Source organism: Thiomicrospira sp. S5, assembly GCF_003991075.1.
Lineage (GTDB): Bacteria > Pseudomonadota > Gammaproteobacteria > Thiomicrospirales > Thiomicrospiraceae > Hydrogenovibrio > Hydrogenovibrio thermophilus.
Window position 1 is genome coordinate 1,144,478 of sequence record NZ_CP014470.1, and the last position, 23,851, is coordinate 1,168,328.

The 23,851-nt window shown below is 50.4% G+C and carries 16 protein-coding genes; 9 read left to right on the top strand and 7 right to left on the bottom strand.

Translation table 11 applies throughout. From position 1 onward, the window contains the following. Window positions 1–154: 154 nt before the first annotated feature. From gatC to AYJ59_RS05235, 5 genes are all read left to right on the top strand, one after another. Window positions 155–442, top strand: a complete 288-nt coding sequence (gene gatC, locus AYJ59_RS05215) for an Asp-tRNA(Asn)/Glu-tRNA(Gln) amidotransferase subunit GatC (RefSeq protein ID WP_029938511.1) — start codon at window positions 155–157, stop codon at window positions 440–442. A gap of 16 nt (window positions 443–458) precedes the next feature. Beyond that, window positions 459–1,913: an Asp-tRNA(Asn)/Glu-tRNA(Gln) amidotransferase subunit GatA gene (gatA, locus tag AYJ59_RS05220; protein WP_127119460.1), complete on the top strand. Its 1,455-nt coding sequence runs from the start codon at window positions 459–461 to the stop codon at window positions 1,911–1,913. 14 nt (window positions 1,914–1,927) lie between these two features. Beyond that, window positions 1,928–3,358, top strand: coding sequence for an Asp-tRNA(Asn)/Glu-tRNA(Gln) amidotransferase subunit GatB (gatB, locus tag AYJ59_RS05225; protein WP_127119461.1), 1,431 nt, complete (start codon window positions 1,928–1,930; stop codon window positions 3,356–3,358). A gap of 201 nt (window positions 3,359–3,559) precedes the next feature. Next, window positions 3,560–4,456 carry a protease HtpX gene (gene htpX / locus AYJ59_RS05230; RefSeq protein ID WP_029938508.1) on the top strand — a complete coding sequence of 299 codons (897 nt, stop codon included), beginning with the start codon at window positions 3,560–3,562 and terminating at the stop codon, window positions 4,454–4,456. A gap of 177 nt (window positions 4,457–4,633) precedes the next feature. Further along, window positions 4,634–14,485, top strand: coding sequence for a Calx-beta domain-containing protein (locus tag AYJ59_RS05235; protein ID WP_127119462.1), 9,852 nt, complete (start codon window positions 4,634–4,636; stop codon window positions 14,483–14,485). A gap of 117 nt (window positions 14,486–14,602) precedes the next feature. On the opposite strand, the gene AYJ59_RS05240 is transcribed toward AYJ59_RS05235, so the two are convergent. The 4 genes from AYJ59_RS05240 to exbB form a co-directional block, all read right to left on the bottom strand. Further along, complete coding sequence (locus tag AYJ59_RS05240) at window positions 14,603–15,034, bottom strand: SufE family protein (RefSeq protein WP_029938506.1); 432 nt, start codon at window positions 15,032–15,034, stop codon at window positions 14,603–14,605. 81 nt (window positions 15,035–15,115) lie between these two features. Continuing rightward, window positions 15,116–15,781 (bottom strand): energy transducer TonB, encoded by a 666-nt coding sequence (locus tag AYJ59_RS12945; protein WP_164730737.1) that lies wholly within the window; start codon window positions 15,779–15,781, stop codon window positions 15,116–15,118. Next, a complete protein-coding gene (locus AYJ59_RS05255; protein ID WP_029938504.1) occupies window positions 15,774–16,160 on the bottom strand; it encodes an ExbD/TolR family protein in 387 nt (128 codons plus the stop codon). Before AYJ59_RS05255 ends, AYJ59_RS12945 begins: the two co-directional genes overlap by 8 nt. Before the next feature lie 18 nt (window positions 16,161–16,178). Continuing rightward, on the bottom strand, window positions 16,179–16,616 hold the full coding sequence (exbB, locus tag AYJ59_RS05260; RefSeq protein WP_029938503.1) for a TonB-system energizer ExbB: 438 nt from the start codon (window positions 16,614–16,616) through the stop codon (window positions 16,179–16,181). A gap of 233 nt (window positions 16,617–16,849) precedes the next feature. On the opposite strand from exbB, the gene AYJ59_RS05265 reads away from it, so the two are divergent. Further along, complete coding sequence (locus AYJ59_RS05265; protein WP_127119465.1) at window positions 16,850–17,854, top strand: MBL fold metallo-hydrolase; 1,005 nt, start codon at window positions 16,850–16,852, stop codon at window positions 17,852–17,854. Between the two features lie 93 nt (window positions 17,855–17,947). Here the strand turns inward: AYJ59_RS05265 and serB are convergent, their stop codons facing one another. Then, the gene (gene serB / locus AYJ59_RS05270; protein ID WP_127119466.1) at window positions 17,948–18,772 is read right to left on the bottom strand and encodes a phosphoserine phosphatase SerB; all 825 of its coding nucleotides are present in this window, start codon (window positions 18,770–18,772) and stop codon (window positions 17,948–17,950) included. Beyond that, the gene (locus AYJ59_RS05275) at window positions 18,769–19,182 is read right to left on the bottom strand and encodes an RDD family protein (protein ID WP_029938500.1); all 414 of its coding nucleotides are present in this window, start codon (window positions 19,180–19,182) and stop codon (window positions 18,769–18,771) included. Before AYJ59_RS05275 ends, serB begins: the two co-directional genes overlap by 4 nt. Window positions 19,183–19,303: 121 nt before the next feature. On the opposite strand from AYJ59_RS05275, the gene AYJ59_RS05280 reads away from it, so the two are divergent. Continuing rightward, a complete protein-coding gene (locus AYJ59_RS05280; protein ID WP_127119467.1) occupies window positions 19,304–19,969 on the top strand; it encodes an energy-coupling factor ABC transporter permease in 666 nt (221 codons plus the stop codon). Window positions 19,970–20,055: 86 nt separating this feature from the next. Here AYJ59_RS05280 and AYJ59_RS05285 read toward each other — a convergent pair whose 3' ends face one another. Continuing rightward, complete coding sequence (locus AYJ59_RS05285; RefSeq protein WP_127119468.1) at window positions 20,056–20,391, bottom strand: hypothetical protein; 336 nt, start codon at window positions 20,389–20,391, stop codon at window positions 20,056–20,058. A 342-nt stretch (window positions 20,392–20,733) separates the two neighbouring features. Here AYJ59_RS05285 and guaB point away from each other — a divergent pair, with 342 nt between their 5' ends. Together guaB and guaA are read left to right on the top strand one after the other, a co-directional pair. Then, window positions 20,734–22,194, top strand: coding sequence for an IMP dehydrogenase (gene guaB / locus AYJ59_RS05290; protein ID WP_127119469.1), 1,461 nt, complete (start codon window positions 20,734–20,736; stop codon window positions 22,192–22,194). 76 nt (window positions 22,195–22,270) lie between these two features. Next, window positions 22,271–23,851, top strand: a complete 1,581-nt coding sequence (gene guaA, locus AYJ59_RS05295) for a glutamine-hydrolyzing GMP synthase (protein ID WP_127119470.1) — start codon at window positions 22,271–22,273, stop codon at window positions 23,849–23,851.

A 23,851-nucleotide genomic window follows, 5' to 3' on the forward strand; every position in this document is an offset into this window, starting at 1 on the left:
ATTTCCGTTTATGGGCTTTTCGCCCGGAAACGAGTGTTTTATTTGTGGTTTTATTCCGGGTTTTTGTCGGCCTTTTTCCGGCTTGTCTCTTTTTGAAAAGTTCGAAATGTGGTAACTTAATAAGGTTTTAATTTTTGGTTTATGGAGAGTCGAAGTGTCCTTGAATAAAACTGACGTCGAGTCAATTTCGCGCTTGGCGGCCATTTCGGTGGAAGCGTCCGAAGTCGAGCCTTTGGCGGATAAATTGTCCAGTATTCTGGATATCTTCACGCAAATGCAGGCCGTGGATACGGAGGGGGTCGAGCCGATGTCGCATCCGTTGGATCAGGTGCAGCGTTTGCGTGACGATGTGGTCACCGAGGTGGATCAGCATGAAAAGTATCAAAAGCTGGCCCCGGCCGCGGAAAATGGCATGTACCTTGTGCCGCAAGTAATTGACTAAAAGAGACAGACTTCAGATGCACACTTTATCTGTTAAAGAAATGAGCGACAAGCTCAACAAACGTGAAATCACCAGCGTTGCGCTGACACAACATTATTTGGACCGTATTGAACGCTACGATGCGGCGTTGAATGCTTATGTGACGGTGACGCCGGAATTGGCGATGGAAATGGCCAAAGCGGCCGACGCCATGCTGGACGAAGGGAAAGGCGGGCCTTTAACCGGTATTCCGGTAGCTCATAAAGATATTTTTTGTACCGACGGCGTCAAAACGACGTGCGGCTCGAAAATGCTGTATAACTTTATTGCGCCTTACGATGCCACCATTGTGGAAAAAATCAAAGCGGCCGGTATGCCGATTTTGGGTAAAACCAATATGGACGAGTTTGCCATGGGCTCGTCTTCCGAAAGCAGTTACTTCGGGCCGACGAAAAACCCTTGGAATTTGCAAACCGTACCGGGTGGTTCCTCGGGCGGTTCTGCGGCGGTGGTCGCGGCAGGCCTGGCGCCTTTGGCGACCGGTTCCGATACCGGCGGGTCGATTCGTCAACCGGCGTCTTTTTGCGGCGTGACGGGGATTAAACCGACCTATGGTGCGGTTTCGCGCTACGGCATGATCGCTTACGCATCCAGTTTTGATCAGGCCGGTCCAATGGCGCGTTCAGCGGAAGAAATGGCTTGGTTGTTGAATGCCATGGCCGGGTTTGACGAGAAAGACTCCACCAGCATTGAAATGGCCCGGCCTGATTTTGAGGCCGAATTAGGCCAAGACATCAAAGGCCTGAAAGTCGGTGTCCCGGCGGAATATTTCGGTGACGGCCTGGATGAAGGCGTTGAAAAAGCGGTTCGCGACGCGATTGCCCAGCTGGAAGCGTTGGGGGCGGAAATCGTTGAAGTTAGTTTGCCGAACAAGGATTTGGCGGTGCCGTCTTATTATGTGCTGGCCCCGGCGGAAGCCTCGTCCAATTTGTCGCGTTTCGACGGTGTGCGTTATGGCTATCGTTGCGACAACCCGCAGGATTTACAGGACTTGTATATGCGTTCCCGTTCCGAAGGCTTTGGTGCCGAAGTGAAGCGCCGTATCATGGTGGGCGCTTACACCTTGTCGGCCGGTTATTACGATGCCTATTACTTGAAAGCCCAGAAACTGCGCCGCATTGTGCGTGACGATTTCGTCAAAGCGTTTGAGCAATGTGACGTGATTGTCGGGCCGGTAGCACCGTCACCGGCCTTTAAGATCGGTGAAAAATCCGATGATCCGGTCAGTATGTATCTGGCGGATCTTTACACCATTCCTGTCAACTTGGCCGGCTTGCCGGCCATGTCCGTTCCCGCCGGTTTTGCCGATGGTTTGCCGGTTGGTCTGCACTTGGTCGGTCCATATCACAGCGAACCGACGCTCTTGAAAGTGGCGCACCAATATCAACAAAATACCGATTGGCATCAACAAATGCCTGCGGATTATCAATAAGGAAGGAATGGACAATGACTTGGGAAGTTGTGATTGGTTTAGAGATTCACGCTCAATTAACCACTAAAACAAAAATTTTTTCCGGCTCATCCATTGCTTATGGTGCGGAGCCGAACACCCAGGCCAATTTGTTGGACTTGGGGATGCCGGGACAATTGCCGGTATTGAATAAAGCGGTGATTCCGAAAGCGATTCGCTTGGGCTTGGCCTTGAGTGCCGAAATCGGTAAACGTTCGGTCTTTGACCGTAAAAACTATTTTTATCCGGATTTGCCGAAAGGGTATCAGACCTCGCAGTTTTCGTATCCCATCGTCGATAAAGGCGGTTTTTTGGATATTGAAGTGGACGGTGAAACCAAGCGAATTGGTGTCACGCGCGCTCATTTGGAAGAAGACGCCGGTAAATCGATTCACGATGCCTTTCCAGGGCAAACCGGGGTGGATTTGAACCGTGCCGGGACGCCTTTGTTGGAAATCGTGTCCGAACCGGACATGCGTTCGGCTCAGGAAGCGGTGGCTTATGCCAAGAAAATGCATGAACTGGTGCAGTACTTGGGGATTTGCGACGGCAATATGCAGGAAGGCTCTTTCCGGGTGGATTCCAATGTCTCGATTCATAAGCCGGGTACACCGTTTGGAACACGTGCCGAGTTGAAAAACATCAACTCGTTTAAGTTCATTGAGCAAGCCATCGAGTATGAAATTCAGCGCCAGATCGATATTTTGGAATCCGGCGGCCAAGTCGTGCAGGAAACCCGTTTGTACGATGCCGATAAAAACGAAACCCGTTCCATGCGTGAAAAGGAAGAGGCCAACGATTACCGTTACTTCCCGTGCCCGGACTTGCTGCCTGTGGTGATTACCGACGAAGACATTGAAGCGATCCGGGCCGATATGCCGGAGTTACCGGAGGCCAAGCGTCAACGGTACGTCGCGGATTTCGGGTTGTCGGATTACGATGCGGCGTTCTTAACCGGTTCACGCGCCATGGCGGAATATTTTGAAGCCGTGTTGGCGGAAACCAATGAACCCAAAGTGTCTGCCAACTGGGTGATGGGCGAGTTGTCGAAAGCGCTGAACCAAAACGATATGGATATTGCCGATTCACCGGTTTCCGCGGCGCAGTTGGCCGGTTTGATTGCACGCATTCAGGATCAGACCATTTCCGGTAAGATTGCTAAGCAGGTGTTCGATGCGATTTGGGCGGGCGAGGGTGACGCCGATGCGATTATCGAGCAGAAAGGCCTTAAACAAATCACCGATTCCTCAGCGATTGAGGCGATGGTTGATGACGTCTTGGCGAACAACCCATCTCAAGTGGAGGCCTATAAAGGCGGCCAGGAAAAGATGTTCGGTTTCTTTGTCGGGCAGGTGATGAAAGCTTCGCAAGGTCAAGCCAATCCGGCTCAGGTCAATCAGATACTGAAAGAGAAGCTGCAGTCTTAAAATCATCAAAACCGCCAGGCCTGGCGGTTTTTTATTTTAGGCGGGCGGAAATGTGAAAAGATTAAGGCAGTTTGAATCTTGTCTAAAATTCGCTTGAAACTCTATAAAAAAACCTTATATTAGTCATTATCTACAGTTAATGTGTTAAAACATGACTGGACTCTCAACAACAGACGATTTGGTAACCATTGGAGGTTTTGAATGAAACGAATCGGTTTATTTTTATTAACAAACATCGCGGTTTTGGCTGTGGCCATGATTACGATGAATTTGTTAGGTGTCGGCAACTATATGCAGGGCACGAATCTGGACCTGGGTAACCTGTTTGCCTTCGCGGCCATTTTCGGTTTTGCAGGTTCGTTTATCTCTCTTGCCATGTCGAAGTGGCTGGCGAAAATGTCGGTAGGGGCGCAAGTTATCGAGCAACCTCGTAATGCCGATGAGCAATGGCTGTTGGAAACCGTGCGTCGTCAAGCGGAAAAAGCCGGTATCGGCATGCCGGAAGTCGCGATTTACGACTCGCCGGAGCCAAACGCTTTTGCCACCGGGATGACTAAAAATTCCGCTTTGGTTGCGGTATCGACTGGGTTGTTGCGCAATATGCGTCAAAACGAAGTCGAAGCGGTACTGGGGCACGAAGTCGCGCACATCGCTAACGGTGACATGGTCACCATGGCGTTGTTGCAAGGCGTGGTGAACACCTTTGTTATTTTCTTCGCTAAGATCGTAGCCTACGTTGTGGATCGCGTGGTGCTTAAGAACGAAAACGAAGGGCACAGCTTTGTGTTTATTGTGGTAGACATCGTGGCGCAAATCCTGTTCGGTATTCTGGCCAGTATGATCACCATGTGGTTCTCGCGTAAGCGTGAATTCCATGCCGACAACGGTGGTGCTTATTTGGCCGGTAAAGAAAACATGATCGCAGCGCTGCAACGCTTGCAAACCATGCAGCCGGGTGAATTGCCGGATCAAATGGCGGCCTTCGGGATTTCTGCGAAAGCGTCCAGCTTCGGTGACTTGTTCCGTTCGCATCCGCCTTTGGAAGATCGTATCGCGGCTTTGCGTGCGACCAGTCAAGAGCAATTGAAAATCGCCTGATTTTTCAATCACAAATCTTCTTTTCTAAAAGCCCTCGCTCCGAGGGCTTTTTTATTTCCGATTATTTTTTATCAAAAACACGTAAAAAGTGACCCTAGGGACAATAGGAATTATTTTCATATCTCACTATAGTTAGCTTCACATAGAAAACAACAGTATGCACTCAGGAGAACCATTATGGCGATTGCAGTTGGTGAAGTAATTGGTGTGGAAGGCAATGTTCAGGTCGTTGATACGGAAACCGGCCAAACGCGTGGGTTAGGGCCGCAGGGAAAGTTGTATCCGAATGAAACCATTGTGACGTCGGACAATGCTTCGGTATCGGTTCAGTTGATCGATGGAAATGTCATCGCTTTGGGACGTGACAGTCGTATGGTTCTTGATAATGATGTCATTCCGGCTAGTTCCATCAATTCCATGACACAAGACCAAGCCACCAGTTTTGAAACCTTGCAACGTGCCGTTGAAGAAGGGAATTTCGATGAGCTCCAGCAAGCCGGTGATGAATTACCGCCGGAAATTGCCAAAATCCTGGAAGATCGCTCCAAGTCACTGAGTGAAAAAGAAGAGCAAGAACCGATCAGTTCATCCAATGATGAGGCGGAAACCTATGTGCGAACGGCGGCAGAAGGCGAAGTCACCGCGGGTTATGATACAACTACATCGGCCACGATTATTGAGGACGAGACGGAAGACGACGGGCGGGAAAATGAAGACGGTTATTTTTCAAATCTTGAGTTGACTGGTTTGTCCGTCGTAACAGAGGGAGGCGTGGCGACCTATACACTGACATTGGATACGCCTCCATTAGAAGCCTTTACCGTTATTTTGGCCGTGAGTAATGTTTCGACAACAAATAAAGATTATCAGGCAGCGACTCAAACCGTTACGTTCCAGCCCGGCCAGACGTCTGCTTCTTTTACCGTCAATACAACTGACGATGCCTATGCCGAAGGGAATGAAACTTATCAAGTCTCGGTGGTTTCAACTTCTGGTGGTGGTTATACGGTCCAACCGGAATTGCCATTGCCGGTTTCGACGGTAATTACGGACGGGGCGACTGAAGTGGATGGTGGTACCGGTTTGGCTGATACTGCTCATTTTAGTTTGTCAGGGGTTAACGCTGTTGCGGAAGGTCAGGATGCTGTCTATAGCGTAACGGTTACAGACGGTAATGGCCAACCATTGGTTCTGGAGCAGTCAGCGACTGTAACATTTATTTATACCTACCAAACGGCAGAGGGTGCAGATATTACCGAAGTCGTGACTCAGACTTTTTCTCCGGGACAATCTGTCTATAGCTTCGCTGTTCCTACTGTTAATGATACGGTTTTGGAAGGCCCAGAAAATTTTTCGATTGCAATTTCCGCCTTGAATGATAATGGTCAGTTCGAAAACTCAGTGTTCGATTCTACGCCTGTTACCACGACAATTTACGATGATGGTACTCATGGCAGTTCAGACGATACACCGATCATCACTATTGATGATGTTACCGTTGCTGAGGGGGAGACCGCACACTTTACAGCCAGTCTAAGCCAAGCGGCCGAAATTGATGTGGTTGTTAACTTAAAACTAATTAATGGAACAGCCGAATCGGTAGATTATAGTAATATGGTTGTGACCTATGTTGATGGTTCGGGCGTAACTCAGACCTTGCCGGTCGATGCTTCCGGAAATGTTACCGTTCCTGCGGGTATTACGGACTTGGATGTCGCGGTTTCCACGAATCAAGATACGATTTACGAAGGCCCGGAAACATTTGATATTGTTGCAGGGACCACTGTTGATGGTGTTCTGGTGACCGATACTGGAACGGGTACGATTCTGGATAACGGAACGGTCGATGACGAAGGTAACAGCAACGACGACACACCGACCTTAAGTGTCAGTGACGTCACTGTCGCCGAAGGCAACCAAGCCACCTATGAAGTCAGTCTATCCAACGCCACGGAAAACGACGTCACCATCAACCTAGCGTTAAGCAACGGCACCGCCGAAAGCAACGACTACAGCAACATGGTCGTCACCTACGTTGACGGCGGCGGCATCACTCAAACGCTGACGCCGGACGGCAGCGGGAACGTCACACTTCCAGCCGGTATCACCGACATGAATGTCACCATCGACACCACCGACGACACCGTCTACGAAGGACCAGAAACGGTGATTCTGACTGCGGGCGGCAGCCTGGTCGACAACGGAGGCAACACCGTGACCATCGCCGACGACAGCGGCACCGCCACGATTCTGGATAACGGAACGGTCGATGACGAAGGTAACAGCAACGACGACACACCGACCTTAAGTGTCAGTGACGAAACCGTTACCGAAGGCACTGACGGCTATATTGAATTCACCGTCAGTCTCAGTAATCCAAGTGATGAAACCGTCGTCTTTACGCCTTCTTTGCATGATGGAAGCGGTACGGTCGGAGCCGATACCGGAACCACACCGCAACTGGAATACTATGACGGCACCAACTGGGTCAGCGTTCCGGCGACTGGGGTTGAGATTCCAGCCGGCGAGACCAGTGTGCAAATCCGTACGGAACTGGTAGACGATTATCTGGACGAAAGCGATGAAACAATCGCATTGCAAGCCGACGATGAAACAATCGCATTGCAAGCCGATGTGACTTCCGGAACGGTAACCAATACGACACCGGCTGAAGGCACGGCGACAATCCAAGACGATACGTCCGTGGGCACCGAAGATACGGTGTACGCCATCATTACCGGCGATGCGACGGTAACGGAAGGCGAGCAAGCCGGTTATACCGTCAAACTGGTCGACAGTGATGGCAATCCGGTGACCGTTCCGACAGGCAGCAGTGTCGCCGTGACCGTTGTGTATGGTGTCGATACAGATGCCGGAACCAGTGATGCCACTGACGGCGTTGATTACAATCAAAATACTTCCACAACGACGGTTGTCATTGCCGGAGGTACCAGCCAATCGACGTTCTCGGTGGATACGTTGGATGATTTCACCGATGAAGGGGCCGCTGGCGAAGTCTATAGCGTCACTCTGAACGGCATCACCGATACGGACGGTGAATTTGAAGCGGTGGCCATCGGAACAGACGATTCGGTCGAAACCACCATTTACGATGATTTGTCAGTGGGCGGCAGCACAGATTCTAATGTCCATGAAGATGATTTAAGAGATGCGTCCGGTAATGAATCGACGGATACCGACGGCGCTAAGTCGTTGGGTGTGACCGTCGCTGGAACGCCAAATTATACCTTGACGTTTGAAAGCACCGATACACCTTATCCTTCGGTGACAACGGCCGATGGCACACCTGTGAATTACACCTTGTCAGCTGATGGCATGACGCTGACCGGACATACCGGTACGGCTGGAGCCACACCAAGTGCCTCCGAGACCGTGTTTGTTGTGACGATTGATAAAGCCACTCAAACTTACGAATTCGTATTGCACCAGCCGATTGATCATGTCGACGGCAATGGCCAAAACATTGAGCAACTGACGTTCGGTTTCGAGCTTACTGATACCGACAGTGGTGCTTCGACTACCAGTTCTGTCACGGTCAATGTGGAGGATTCCGTCCCGGATGTGGATGGCGTCTCCTTGACGGTGGATGAAGACAGTGCCGGAACCGTGTTTGAATTGGCCGGTGAAAATGTCGATTCGTTGGCTTCGACGCTGGGCGGGGTTGCCGTTGCCAGTTTCGATAACGGCAAGGCTTATATCCAAGCGGACGGTTCTTTGAGCACCAATGCAGCGGATGAGACCCTAGGGCGAATTGTCGATAACGGTGATGGCACCTTCACCTTTTTACCGGCAGCCGATTTCAGCGGCACGATTCCGTCGATTGCTTACAGTGTGACGGATGTGGATGGCGATACCGCCACCAGTACATTGGACATTACCGTGACGCCGATTGCCGATGCCGCGACGCTCAGTGTGGACGCGGATACGATTTCGGTCAATGAGGATGAATCTGTTGCGTTGGGCTTGAATGCACCGCAGGTATCGGATGCCACCGATTTGAGCACCGGCGCCGAGGATTATGCCGAAAAACTGGGGCCAATTACCTTGAGCGGTTTGCCGGATGGCGCGGTGATTATGAGCGCCACAGGAGTGGTTCTGTTCACCTCCTCCGGCGAAAGTGATGAATTTACCATCGAATTGACCGATGGTGAGCACATTTCCACTGTGTCAGCGGATGCGACCATGTCCAGTACCGACTTTGAGGGGCTTAAAGTGCAGGCGCCAGCCAACTCCGGTGATAACTTCGATGTGACCATGAGCGTGACAGAATATGAAGTGGATGCCTCCGGAACGCCTTTCTCCGGTGTCAGCGGCGTGGATAATTCGACCAGCGTCACAGTGGATGTGCAAGCCGTAACCGATACACCAACCTTAACGTTGGATGGTTCGGCCGCGGAAGTGACATTGGAAACCACCGTGAATCCAAATGATACCGTTGATTTGACCATTGAAGAAGATCAAACCTTTGACCTGACATCAACCTTGCAGGAAAGCTTTGTCGATGCCGATGGTTCGGAAAAAATGTGGTACGCCATTTCCGGTTTGGAAGAGGGTACACAGGTTCAAATCGGTTCTCACACCTATACGGCGGATGCGTCGGGCAATATCAGTTCTTCCGGTCATAAAATCACTATTGATGAACTGTCAGAAAACCCGACCTTTAAAATCACGCCGCCGGATAACTATAGCGGGGACATGGAAGATGTCGTTATTACTCTGAATGTACAGGATACCGATTCGGATTCGGCCGGAACCGCTTCTGTTGAAACCTCCGAGGTTTATTTGGATTTGCACGTGACGCCAGTGGGCGGTGACGTGTCCATGTCGACGCCGGCGTCAGGCCTGGAAGATTCTGCGATTCACCTATTCGGGACGATTACCATTTCCGATTCGGATACTGGCGGTGAAACGTTGACGCGCGCCGGTATTCTGAAATCCGGTTTGGATGCCTTGGTGACGGATGGCGCGGTGATTTCCGGTTCGACCTATTCAACGGCCACGCTCAACGGTCAGGACTATTATGTGTTTGACGACTATGCAAATGCATTGATTACGCCGCCACCGCACAGCAGCTTGGATATGGAACTGGATTATGTCTTCGAAACCGATGACCAAGGAAATCTGGCGATCACCAATGAAACGCATACCGTGGTCGTTAAACCCGTCGCCGAACAGTATGACAAAAACAATAATAATGCCTATAACGATACAGACGATGACGGTAATGACGATATTGTCACGCAAGGCGATAAAACCTTTGCCGCCATTGATGAAGACAGCGGCTGGTTAGATCTAAACAGTGCCGGCGCCTTGTCGGTGACGAACGAAGACAGTAATGAATCTCTGCAGGTAAAATTGTGGAACGCCCCGGTCGGATCGACGTTTACCGTGGATGGTGGTGCAACCGTTCTGACGGTGACCGACGCCACCAAAGGCGTGACCATTGATGCGGCGGATTTGGCGACGGTTGAATTCAAAGCGCCGGACGGGTTTCCAGGTACAAACAGTGGTGACATCGCGATTCATATGACGGTGATTTCAACTGATGTCGATGACGATGCCGCCGACAGTTCCGAGTCGACAATCGAATCGACGGAATACGATGTCTTCAATGTCTATGTGAACCCGGTGGCCGACGATGTGACCATTGCCATCAAGCAGCCATTCGGTTATGAAGACGATGGCCGGGAAGCCGACGGCAGCATTACGCTGGCTTCCGCAGCCAATGGCATCGACTTGTCCGGGTCCATCACTACGTCGGATAAAGACGGTTCCGAAAGTTTTGATGTCAAACTGTCCGTTTTGCCACAAGATGCAGCGATTTATTATGACGGTTATCTCATCGAATACGGCCAAATCACCGCACCAGGTGGCGCTGTCACAGTCATGGCTTCCGGTGATTCGTTGGGCAATTTTACCCTTGTTCAGAATGGCGCGGAATGGTCTCTTCAAATCGACGATTACTCGAATGCAACGGATTTTAAATTCATTCCGGTGCACGACTTGAACGAAGACGTCGATATTCAAATTGAAGGGCGTTCCAATGATACGGCGATGGTGAATGGTTCGAATGTGACCGATACCGGTAGTTGGTCGAGTCCATTGGATATGACCATCAAAGTCACCGGTGATGCGGATGAAGCCATCAATAAAGATCCGGTTGATACCACATCCATTGAGGATACCGACGGCGTAACGCATGATTATCATGCCATCGTCCAAGAGGATTCGGGCGCGATTTCACTCAGTGGCTTACTGAAAGACCAGGTCGCCAATCCGATTCAATCGGTCGATGGTGACGGCTCCGAAACCGTCTTTGTCACCATTACCCATGTCCCGGATGGATTCTCTATTACCGGCGCCACCTTGTTGGACGCATCGGCCACCGGCGAAGCCCGTGAGTGGGTGGTGGAGTCCAGTGAATTGTCCGGTGTGTCGATGACGGCGCCGATCCATTACAGTGGTGAAGTGGATTTTGAGTTGCAAGTGCAAACGTATGAAAACGACGGTGACAAATCCGCCGTGGATACGATTCCGTTTAATTTACTGATTACACCGGAGTTGAGTGGCGACGGTTCCTTGAATACGTCAGCGACCCAAAATGAAGACACGGTGCAACCTCTGGACTTTTCGTTTACCAGTTCGGATTCCGATGAGCTGTTGACGGAAGTTTGGATCAATGCGGATAGCATTCCTGCCGGTGTGGATTTGACCATTAACGGCGCGCCAATCGGCAGCGGTTGGGTGTCGCTTTCGGTGGATGCGTCCGGAAATGTCACGGATACTGTGACGGCTTCCATTCCCGCCGATTCAGATGATGACTACAGTTTCGACGTACGGTATAAAACCGTTGACGAGACGGCCGATGGTACCAGTTATCTGGATACCTCCGGCGCAAGCGGGTATGACGATGCCGATACCGGCTATATTACGGCCACCTATAACGTGACCGTCAATGGCGTGACCGATACGGCGACATCTTCGATCAGCGGTATCAGTGCGAACGATGCCGATGCGCACTTGTCGGTTGACGGTGATGATGTCAGTGGTTATACCGTGACCGTTGATCAAACGAATACCACGATTGATGTACCCTTCAGTTTGATTCCGGACGACATGGCCAGTGAAGCCAATGGTGCCGATGACGACGGCAGTGAACAAATCACGGCCATCACCATCAGTGGTGTGCCGGAAGGTGTCGAAGTCGTTGGGGGAACCTATACAGGGGATACCTTGGTGGACGATGGCTCGGGCAATAAAATCATTGTCAATTCCGGTAATTGGACGTTGAATGCCTCGGATCTGACGTTGGATGCGGACGGAGCTTTGAATACCATTCAGTTCTTGGTCAATGGTGAAGCCGTTCATTTTAATACCATTACCACTAATGGTGAGATCACCATTACCGTGTCGCATCAGGACGGAAGCTCGGCGACCCTGACGAATTCGGAAACGTTTGAGTTGGTTGCGGATCCTGCTTTCGACGGAACGGGTGCCGGCGGCGTTCAAAACGAGACAGGCACTCCGATGGACCTGGCGTTCACGCCGAAAACCGTTCAATTGACGGAAGATACCGGGTTTAATTTGAGTGACTTGGTGGAAGCCTCTGATGGCGCCACCGTGGGCGATAGTTCGAAGTTTGCGATTCTGATCTCGAACCTGCCGGGTGGTTACAGTGTTTCCGGCACTACCGAAACGCAAGTGGTGGATGGCGAAACCTATTACGTCATTTACGGTGAAGGGGATGTGACCGATGTCAATAATTTGCTGGCTTCGGTGACGGTGTCGCCAAGTGGTAATGAAAATACTCTGGATGTCGAAAAAGTCGATTTTGATATCGAAGTGGTAACGTATGTCAGCGAGGACCCAAGCGGTCAAAACGCCTACAGCGTGGATGGCGGTGTCGGCGGCTTCGATGCCGAGCTGGCGCCGGTTTCCGATGCGACGACCATTTCGGTTGATGCAACAAATGTCGCGGAAAGCGCTACCCCAGTTGCGCAAACCATTACGTTGGACTTGAACAATGCCGCGGACGGTGCACGCACTATTATTCAGGATGGTAAAGTTTATGTGAAGTTTGCCGAAAGCTATACCGATGGCGATGCTTCTACGCACGGTACGATTACCTATAACGGCGTGGACGTGCCGACCAATGGTGACGGCTATATCGAAATCAGTGGTATCAATGACTTGGATACGGATGTGGTCTTTGAATATACACCACCGGCGAATCATTACGGTTCCTTGACCATTGACGCCAAGGTAACGACTCAGGAAGACGCTGGGGCTTCCGGCTATACGACCAGCCCGGAAACGACCAGTATTACACAAGTCGTCAATGTCACACCGGTCGATGATGGAATCAGTGGTTTTACGGCCGAAATGTCCGGTTTGGAAGACCAGATGGCGATGCTGTCGGTTACCAGCGGTACTATGGTAGATGCAACGGAATCGGTTTCCAGTGCAACGCTCAGTGGGGTTCCGTTTGGTTATGAAGTTTACTATGACGGCGTAAAACAAACCGGTCAAGTTTCCGGAAAAGATGCGGATGGTAATTTCATTTACGATTACAGTTTTAATGTATCGGATGTGGCAGACCTGGAAAAAATTGGTATTCAGCCAACGGTGGAGCACGTCAGTGAAACCTTGGACGACATTACGCTCAGCGTTTCCAGTGGTGAAGGCGGTTCCGGCAATACTCAGACGATTGATGTGGCTGTCGAGTTCATTGCTCAGGCCGATGATCTCCTCAGCATGAGCCCAACCGCCACGTTTGGAGACGAAAGCGGGGAAGTCGCCATTAACTTGAATATGAACCTGGACGATGTCGACGGTTCGGAAACCGTAAGCTTTACCTTAACCGGCAATGGTGACACCTTGCCGGACGGTATGGTCTTTACGGTGGATGGTGTGGCTTACGGCAATGTGACTTATGATGCCGGTGTCTACACGGTGACGGGTGTGGCGTACGACAAAGTCAACGATATTGCGGTTACGCCGCCGGTTGGTTTTAAAGGCTCGCATGATATCGATGTCACTGCCTGGATGGTGGAATCGTCCAATAACCACAATGCTGATGGAAGTGTCAGCTCTACCAGCGGCACCTTCGAAATGCGTTTGGAGTCCAAGGCCAGTGGTGTGACCGGCCCGACGTCCGTGACGTCAATCGCTGATAAAACGGTTGTCGGTTCGGGCTACAGCATTCCGGTGTTGTTGGCCGGTTTGGACTTGTTGGATAAAGATGGCTCGGAAGCCCTGGTCATCAAGTTGTCCGGCCTGGGCTCCAGTGTTTCAACGGTGGATATTGCCAATTTGCCGGGCGCTACGCTGGAACAGGATGGAACCGATTGGGTGATTACGTTGGCCGATCCGACCACTCCGGACTACACGACGACGATTGCCAATCTGCAATCGTCCGGTATTTCTCTGGTGACCGGTTCGGTGGATGGCAATTTCCCAACGGTGACGGTGGAAGCGTATTCCATCTTGACCGATACGGAAGAGACTTCCACTGTGTCCTCCACAACGGTCACTCCGGATGTGACGGTGGATTCAAGCGGTTCCATTGATGGTTCGGCCGATGGTGAAACACTGGTCGGAGGCGACGGTAATGATGTGATTTACGGTCTCGGCGGTGCGGACTTCTTGTTCGGCGGTGAAGGGGATGATGTCCTTGTCGGCGGAACCGGCAGCGATGAGTTGACGGGTGGCGCGGGTGCCGATACCTTCCGAATCGCTCAGGACGAAGACAGTATGGACACTATCACCGACTTTGAAGATGGTGTGGACGTTCTGGATTTGTCGGAAGTTTTGAAAGATTCCATTGACTTGGATGCCGCGAACTTGGAGACCTACTTGAACTTCTCCGACGGCGAAGGCGATGGAAACGACCTGAAAGTGACGATTGATGCTTCCAATACCAAAAACGGTCAGGAGATTGAGATCATGATTAATGATGTCTCGAAAGCCGATTTCATTGACAATTACGATGAAAATATCAATGACTGAGTTGATGGGTTGAAAGATTAAGCGTCAAGGCATTAAAAAAGGGCTCTCAGAGCCCTTTTTTATTATCCGCTGGTTTTGCTGAAAATGGCCAGGCCTGGTGAGAAGTACTCTTTGAGATTACAGGCGAGCCGAGGCTTCCGATTGGATGCGTTTGATCATGTGATACAAACCAGTGGAGCGGTTGGCGGACAAATGTTGTAGTAGCCCGATGTCGGCCAGGAAGTCGAGCGGCGCTTCTTTGATTTCTTTAGGTGTGCGGCCGTTATAAATTTTCAACAACAAGGCAATGAGCCCGGAAACGATGGCGGCATCGGACATGGCTTCCATATAAAGCACGCCATCTTTCTCTTCAATGTGAATCCAGACTTGCGATTGGCAGCCGTGAATACGATTGTCTTCGGTTTTGTATTCGTCCGGCATTTTTTGTAACACTTTGCCCATGTCGATCAGGTATTTGTAACGGTCTTTCCAGTTGTCGAAATGGGTGAAGCGTTTGACCAAGTCGGCTTGGACGTCGGCAATCGATTTTTCGGCGGGTTGATAATTCATAGTGTCCACTCAGTTTTTGCGAAACGCCATTTTATCAAAAATGTCGACTGAAACCAGCCTTGGCCGGCGAACTACTTTACGCTAACGCAAAATGTATTCAATCGGCACTTCAATCACTCTCGGTGAGGTGCCCATTTCTTCCGGAAACGGTTTGTAGCGATGGTTGAGTGACGTTCGGATGATGTCCAGGGTGGCGTCGTTCAAAAGCCCGTAGTGGCTGGGTGTCGCGATGGATTCTTCAGTAATGCGTCCGTCGGCATGCAAGGTGAATCGCAGCGTCACCATGCCTTGTTGATGGCGACGTTTGGCACGACGTGGATAATGCTCTTGCGCCAGCATCGCCAGTTGCTGATTGAGCTCCGCCATATAGCGTTCTTCGGCTTTGATGCGTTCGGCCACCGAATATTTCGGCGGTTGCGGCGCCAGTTCTTTGGCCGGAGGAGACGTTGGCGGCGGCGTTTGACTGGTTTTGGATTTAGGTTCCGGTTTAGGTTCCGGTTTAGGTTCCGGTTTAGGTTCCGGCTTTGGTTCCGGCTTTGGTTCCGGCTTTGGTTCCGGCTTAGGTTCCGGCTTAGGTTCCGGCTTAGGTTCCGGCTCCGGCAAGGATTGGAACATGGCGGTGGTCACTTCCACCGGTGCCAGTTGCGTTTCCAATGCCGGGACTTTCAATGATTTCCATAAAAAGGTACCGAGCACCGCGTAAAGGGTAAAGGTGATGAAAAATGCCAAGCGGCCCGGTTTAGCCATTCTGCTTCCTTGTCAGAATGTTCAGGTTGTGTAGCTGGTGCTTTTTCAGCAGGTCGATTAACTGGGTGAAGTAACCGAAATCGGTGGCGCGATCGACTCGGATTTCAATAGGCTTGTCCGGGTTGGCCGACAACAACGCGTTTTCCAGCTCAGCCAGCGTAATGGCGTTGTCGTTCAGATAAAATTGGTTGTCGGCATCAATGGCCAGGCGGATGTCGATGGTTTCAGGCGGTTGATAGCTTTGGGTTTCCTGGGTTTCGGGCAGGTCAATGCCCAGCTTGTCCTGTACGATGAAGCTGGCCGAGGTCAGCACGATCGCCAGCAGTACCAGCATGACGTCAATCATCGGGATGACATTGATTTGGTCGAATCGTTTCATGGCCTCAGCTCCAGCAGTTTAAGCTTGGGTTTGGCGCTTTTGCATCGCCAGGTATTCCAGTTCAATCGTATCCACTTTGCGGAGTAACCCGTTGTAGATAATGATGCTGGGAATCGCCAGGGCAATACCGCCCGCGGTGGCTTTTAAAGCCAGCGCCAAGCCCATCATGATCTGGCCGGTTTCGATTTGATTATTGAGGCCCAGTTCATAAAACGTGACCAGAATGCCGAGGACAGTGCCCAATAAACCGACATAAGGCGCATTGGAGCCGATACTGGCGATGGTGGTGAGGTTATTGGTGGTGGCGATTTTAAGCGCTTCCAAACTGTCAAACTGGGAAAGGTCTAAGCGGGAAAAAAACAGTTTACGTTCGATGGTGAGCCATACCATGATAAAGCTCATCAGCCCCAGTAAGCTGAATACGGTGATATCAAGGTAGGATTTCAGTAGTTCCATAATATTTGCCAATTTTTCGAGTAAGGTTGAATTCTTTAACGCAAGCATTATATAAGATAAGCCATCGAAGATTTTTAAGAAACCTTGAATGCCGGTGGCAGGCTGTATCTATCCGAAGGTTGTTGACCCTGCCGGAACCGTGATAAAAAACATCAATGGCGGTTGCGGAAAGCATTGATTATAATAGCGAACCTTCGAAAATCGAATTGTAAAAGAACAAAAAGGAAGACGATATGAGTTCAATGGGACGTCGTGATTTATTCAAAAGCGCTTTTGGTCTGACGGCCGGTTTGGTCGGAATGTCCGCGCTGAAGCCTCTGTATGCCAGTGATGAAATGATTATCCGAGGCCCAGACGTTCCGGATGTGCCGGTGACGAAGGTGTCGGATCGCTGTTACTACTTGATGGCTCAGGACCCGGAGCCGTCCCCGCAGAACTTCGGCTTTTTCAGTAACCCGGGCTTCATCGTCACGTCGGAAGGTGTGGTTGTGATCGATACCGGTGGGTCGGTGCAAATCGGTGAGATGATTTTGCGTCAGATCAAAACCGTTACGGATAAGCCGGTCATCAAGGTCATTAACACTCACTTCCATGGCGATCACTGGTTAGGGAATCATGCGTTCGTAAAAGCTAACCCGGACGTGGAAATTTACTCTCATCAGGAAGTGATCGATCAGATTAAGAACGGTTCCGGAGAATTCTGGATCGGTTTCATGCAGCGTAATACCGATAACGCCATCAGCGGTACGGTCGCGACCAGTCCGACAAAAGTGTTGAAGGGCGGTGAAGTGATGAAAGTCGGTGATACGACTTTGAAAATCCATCATTTTGGGCGAGTGCACACCGTGGCCGATTTGGCCGTGGAAGTGGTCGAGGACCAGACGGTTTATTCCGGCGACATGATGATGCGCCGTATCGCCAATATGGCGGACGGTTCTTACTTGGGCTCGATTGACGCGATGGATCAATTGGCGGCGTTGCCGGCGAAGCAATTCATTCCCGGGCATGGCAAACACGACGGACAGAAACTGATTACGGATTTTAAAACCTTCTGTGAAGTGGTTTATAACAAGACGGGCGAATACTACGATGAAGGAATGTCGGATTTCGAAATCAAACCGAAGCTGATGGAAGAGCCGTTCATGAAGGATACTGCCAGCCAATGGCCTGGCTATGAATCCACGCTTGGGAAATATGTCGTTGTCGCGGTTCAAGAATATGAAAAGAACATGTTCTGATTTTTAACGGCTTTCAACTTAACATAAAAAAGCCCAACACATGTTGGGCTTTTTTATTGCCGTTTCACCCGGTTTGGTGATGTGAGCGAAAGCTTAACCAATAAAGTCCAGGACTTTGTCTAGCCCGCCGTAGTTCAGTGCCACGTTGGATTGGGCTTGCACTTTCGGTTTGGCGTGATAAGCGATGCTGAGGCCCGCTTCGGTCATCATCAACAAATCATTGGCCCCGTCGCCAATGGCGATGGTTTGATTTAACGAGATGTCGAGCTGGTCACACAGCTCCTGTAAAAAATCGGCTTTGGCTTGCGCGCCGACGATGCTGCCTTTGACTTTGCCTGTCAAACGGCCGTTTTCCTCTTCCAAGACATTGGCGCGGGTGAAATCGATATCGAGTTCTTTTTGTAGCCGTTCCGTGAAAAAGGTGAAACCGCCCGAAACCAAGGAAAAAGCGATTTTTTGCTCTTTCAATCCGCTGAGCCAGGTTTCGGCACCGGAATTCAGGAAGAGGCGTTCATCGTATACTTTTTGCAAGGCGTCGGTTTCCAATCCCGCCAGTAATTGAACGCGTTGCGTCAATGAGGCCTCGAAGTTCAATTCACCGCGCATGGCCGCTTCGGTGATTTCCGCAACCTGTGGTTTGATGTTCATCATGTCGGCGATTTCGTCGACGCACTCGATGCCGATCAAGGTGGAATCCATGTCACTGATGACCAGTTTGACGTTGGTTGGATCGAATGTTTCCGGCAGGACATTCATGTCAATCTGCCATTTGTCGGAAAGGCTTTTCAATTTGTCCTGGTCGACTTGCTCGGCGTAGATTCTGAAATGATTCTGGTTTTTTTCCGGTGTGCCGAAGGTGCGAGACAGCTCTTTGCTTTGCTCGTAAGTGAGTGCGTTTTCATGAATGATGATCGTCATTGATTGGGTTCCGTTTTTTGAGTGGGCACTATTTTAGTCTGTGCGAGTAAATCCTGCAAAGTTTGCTTTTGGGGCCCGATGAATAGCCCCAGCCAGCCGATGGGAAACAGCAGTATGCCGGTTAAAAATCGCAGATTGGCATTGTGACGTGTCATGATGTAACCGTCCTGACGTAAGATTTGCAGGTGCCAGACGCGTAAGCCGGGCGTTTGGCCGTTGAGCACCCAGAAATAACTGAGGTAGACATAGGTGATGGCCAGTAAGTACACTTGAAAGGCCACGAGTTTGACCGTCTCTTTTTCAAAGCCCGGCCCTTGCCAGATAACGAACGGAATGGCGGCGACAAACCAGACGGCGCACAGTAACAGTAAGTCGTATAAAAAGGCAAAAATGATTTTAAAAGGACGCATTTTGACCCCAGGTTGATTTTGCGAGGGTAAAATAATAATCGATTTGACGACTTTTCTCAGTAAAGATTGTTGAAAAGAGGCCGGATGGCTGGAAACGACCGAAGGTGGTACAGGGGGCGATATGAATCTGCAAGATGCGGGATTGGCATGGGGTTGGCTGGCCGGTGGCGGCTTGTTGTGCGCGGCGGCTTTGTTTTGGGCGGTGCGTACCGCGCCTTGGTACAAAATTCAAGACAAGGAAGCACAGCATGTCTTTTTGGGGATGACGGTCATCGTCTTGTTGTTGTGGAATTCCGGGGCTTCACTCGGTGGCGGCATCACTTTCCATCTGTTACTGGCGGCTCTGACAACCTTGATGTTCGGTGCGCAGTTCGCCATTTTATGCATGAGCGTAGCGTTACTGGGGGTGACGATTCTCGGGAATGCCGGTTGGATGGCTTACGGACTGAATATGGTCATGATGGGGGTGGTGCCGATTTTGATTGTGTGGTGGATTGCCATTCTGGCGTACAAATATCTGGATCGTAATTTCTTTGTGTTTGTGTTGTTGAACGGTTTTTTCGCAGCGGGTATCAGCTCGGTGGTATCGTTGTTGGTGGCCGCCGCGGTGATGGGGTTCAGCGGGGTACAGAGTTTGGAGACGTTGGAACGCTCGTTTATCCCATATATCCCCTTAATGGCGATACCGGAAGGGTTTATGAACGGCATGTTGATTCTGGCGCTGGTATTGATGAAGCCCGAATGGGTGAGCTGCTTTACCGATGAGCAATATTTGAATGGAAAATAATGGACAGTAATATTGTGCCTATTATTTCAGACATAAAAAAACCGCCAGGCCTGGCGGTTTTTATTCAGTTCGGCTGAGTGCCAAGCTTATTTTTTAATCCAACCTGGTTGGATGTCCGCGTACTTCACTTCTTGGTTCATTTCAGCGTTAGCGGATTTAAGTGCTTCTTTCGCATATTTCATGGCCGTCGCGTCGTCGCCTTTTTTCTTGGCTTCTTCAGCTAGTGCGATGTAGTGATCAACATACGCTTTTTTCATGGCTTTCTGTTTCCAGACATAACCGTCTTTAGCAGCTTCGGCATGAATGGAAGCGGCTTCTCCGATGATGTCGTCGTAAGAAGAAAGGTCTTTCGTCTGGTTGGTTGAACACGCGGCTAGCGACATGGTTGCAACAACAGCAGCACTCACAAATAATTTTTTCATGTATATCCTCCAAGTTCGAAAATAAGCTTGTTTTTGTAAGATTTCTAAGCTCGGTATTATTCTAATCACAAATCTGAACGAATAAAAGCGAAAAAACGTTGAATCAGCCCCGTTTTTTTACATTTTTCGTATGGGTGTATAACTTATTAAGTTTACCCCGACACTGTCAATCCTTATAATGTACACTATTCAGCTAAAATTCATGTTTTATTTAGGTTTTTTAACTGGTTATTTCATTTAACTTGTTGAAATAAATAGTTAAATTGGTGTTTTTGCCCGCTTGACCGGGGTTACGCAAAAAATACTAATTGGCCTATAAAATTTATAAAGGTAGATAGATATATGCGCATCCTGCAAGAAGCCCTCACTTTTGATGACGTTTTATTGGTACCCGCTCATTCGAATGTGTTGCCATCCGACGTGTCGTTGAAAACACGATTGTCACGTAATATTGAATTGAATATTCCATTCGTGTCTGCGGCTATGGACACCGTCACCGAAGCGCGGTTGGCTATTTCGATGGCACAGGAAGGCGGAATCGGGATCGTGCATAAGAATATGACGATTGCCGAACAGGCGCATGTGGTCACCAAAGTGAAGAAGTACGAGCATGGTGTGATTTTAGAACCGATTACCGTACAGGTGAACGATACCGTGCAGACCGTATTAGACAAAACACTAGAAAACCGCGTGTCTTCGGCGCCGGTGATGGATGGTGATGATCTGGTCGGCATCGTCACCAGCCGTGATTTACGTTATGTGGACGATGTTTCCCAGTCGGTTTCGCAAATTATGACGCCGAAGGACCGTTTGGTGACGGTGAAGGAAAAGGAAAAACGTGAGGTGGTGCTGGAACTGTTGCACGAACACCGTTTGGAGCGTTTGTTGGTGGTGGATGATGCCTTTAAGCTGAAAGGGATGATCACCGTTAAGGATATGGAAAAATCCTCTGAACACCCGTTCGCTGCGAAAGATTCAAACGGTCGTTTGCGCGTGGGGGCTGCCGTGGGAACCGGGGCGGATACGCCGGATCGCGTCGCGGCACTGGTAAAAGCCGGTGTGGATGTGATTATTGTTGATACGGCGCACGGGCATTCCCAAGGCGTTCTGGATCGCGTCAAATGGGTGAAAGAAAATTACCCGCAAATTGACGTGGTCGGCGGTAATATCGCAACGGCAGAAGCCGCACTGGACTTGATGAAAGCCGGTGCGGATGCGGTCAAGGTCGGGATCGGTCCTGGTTCGATTTGTACCACGCGCATCGTGGCCGGTGTTGGTGTGCCACAGTTATCGGCCATCGCCAATGTGGCCGCGGCGTTGAAAGATTCGGGCATTCCGATTATTGCCGACGGCGGTATCCGTTTCTCCGGTGACGTTGCCAAAGCGCTGGTGGCCGGTGCTTCTGCGGTGATGCTGGGTAGCATGTTTGCGGGAACAGAAGAGTCTCCGGGCGAAGTGGAATACTATCAAGGGCGTGCTTATAAGTCCTACCGTGGTATGGGTTCCATGGGGGCCATGTCACAAAAACAAGGATCTTCCGATCGTTATTTCCAATCGTCTAATGCCGCAGACAAGCTGGTGCCGGAAGGCATTGAAGGGCGCGTGGCCTATAAAGGCGCGTTGGCACCGATTATCCACCAATTGGTGGGCGGTATCCGCTCCAGCATGGGGTATACCGGCTGTAAAGACATTCATGAGTTCAATACCAAACCAAGTTTTGTGCGTGTGACCGGGGCCGGCATGGCCGAAAGCCACGTGCACGATGTCACCATCACCAAAGAGGCACCGAACTATCGCGTGTAATGCCAACGGCGCCGGCGCGCGCCGTATGGGTTTAAGTCTTATATTTTCTTAGTTTTTAGTTGGAAACCTCCTAGATATGTCACAAAACAACATTCATCAAGATCGGATTTTAATTCTGGATTTCGGTTCGCAATATACCCAGTTGATTGCTCGACGCATTCGTGAAATCGGTGTGTACTGCGAGGTGGAACCTTGGGATATCGAAGAAAAAGTCATTGCCGATTTTGGTGCCAAGGGGGTTATCCTTTCCGGTGGTCCGGAAACTGTGATTGGTGATGACGCGCCAGTGGCACCGCAAATGGTGTTTGAGTTGGGTGTGCCGGTGCTCGGGATTTGTTATGGGATGCAAACCATGGCCGAACAGTTGGGTGGGAAGGTCATCCATGCCAAAGAGCATGAATATGGCTATGCTCAGGTACGCGCTCGCGGCCATACCGATTTGCTGAAAGACATCGAAGATCATGTGACGCCGGAAGGGCACGGCATGTTGGATGTATGGATGTCTCATGGGGATCGTGTCGATGCGATGCCGGACGGGTTCAAGTTGATGGCGTCTACACCGAATTGCCCGGTGGCCGGGATGGCGAATGAAGACAAACGTTTCTATGGCATTCAATTCCACCCGGAAGTGACGCACACCAAGCAAGGTCAGCGCATTATCGAGCGTTTTATTGTTGACTTGTGTGGCTGTGAAAAACTTTGGACCACCGAAAACATTATTGATGACAGTGTGGAGCGAATTCGCGAGCAAGTCGGTTCCGACGAAGTGTTGCTCGGTTTGTCCGGCGGGGTGGATTCCTCGGTCGTGGCGGCTTTGTTGCACAAAGCTATCGGCGAGCAGCTCACCTGTGTTTTCGTTGATCACGGCTTGCTTCGCCATCAGGAAGGCGATCAGGTCATGGCGATGTTTGCCGAGAACATGGGGATTAAGGTCATTCGTGTCGATGCGGAAGACTATTTTATGGACGCTTTGAAAGGCGAAGCCGATCCGGAAAAGAAACGCAAAATCATCGGGCATTCCTTTATTGAAATCTTCGATCAGGAAGCCGGTAAGTTGACCAGCGTGAAGTGGTTGGCTCAGGGCACCATCTATCCGGATGTGATTGAGTCCGCCGGTTCGAAAACCGGTAAGGCCAAAGTCATCAAGTCTCACCACAACGTCGGTGGTTTACCGGAAGATATGAAGCTGGAGTTGCTGGAGCCGTTGCGCGAACTGTTCAAGGATGAAGTTCGTAAGTTGGGCGTTGCGCTGGGCTTGCCGTCGGATATGGTATATCGTCACCCTTTCCCAGGACCGGGTTTGGGGGTTCGTATTCTGGGCGAAGTCAAAAAAGAGTACGCTGATATTTTGCGCTTGGCGGATCACATCTTCATTGAAGAGTTGCGTGCCGCGGATTTGTACGACAAAACCTCACAGGCGTTCACGGTGTTCTTACCGGTGAAATCAGTCGGTGTGGTTGGAGATGCGCGCCGTTACGATTATGTGGTGGCTTTGCGCGCCGTTGAAACCATCGATTTCATGACGGCGCGTTGGGCGCATCTGCCGTACGAATTCTTGGAAAAAGTCTCGAACCGTATCATCAATGAAATCCCTCGCATTACCCGAGTGACTTACGACATCTCCAGTAAGCCACCGGCGACTATTGAGTGGGAATAA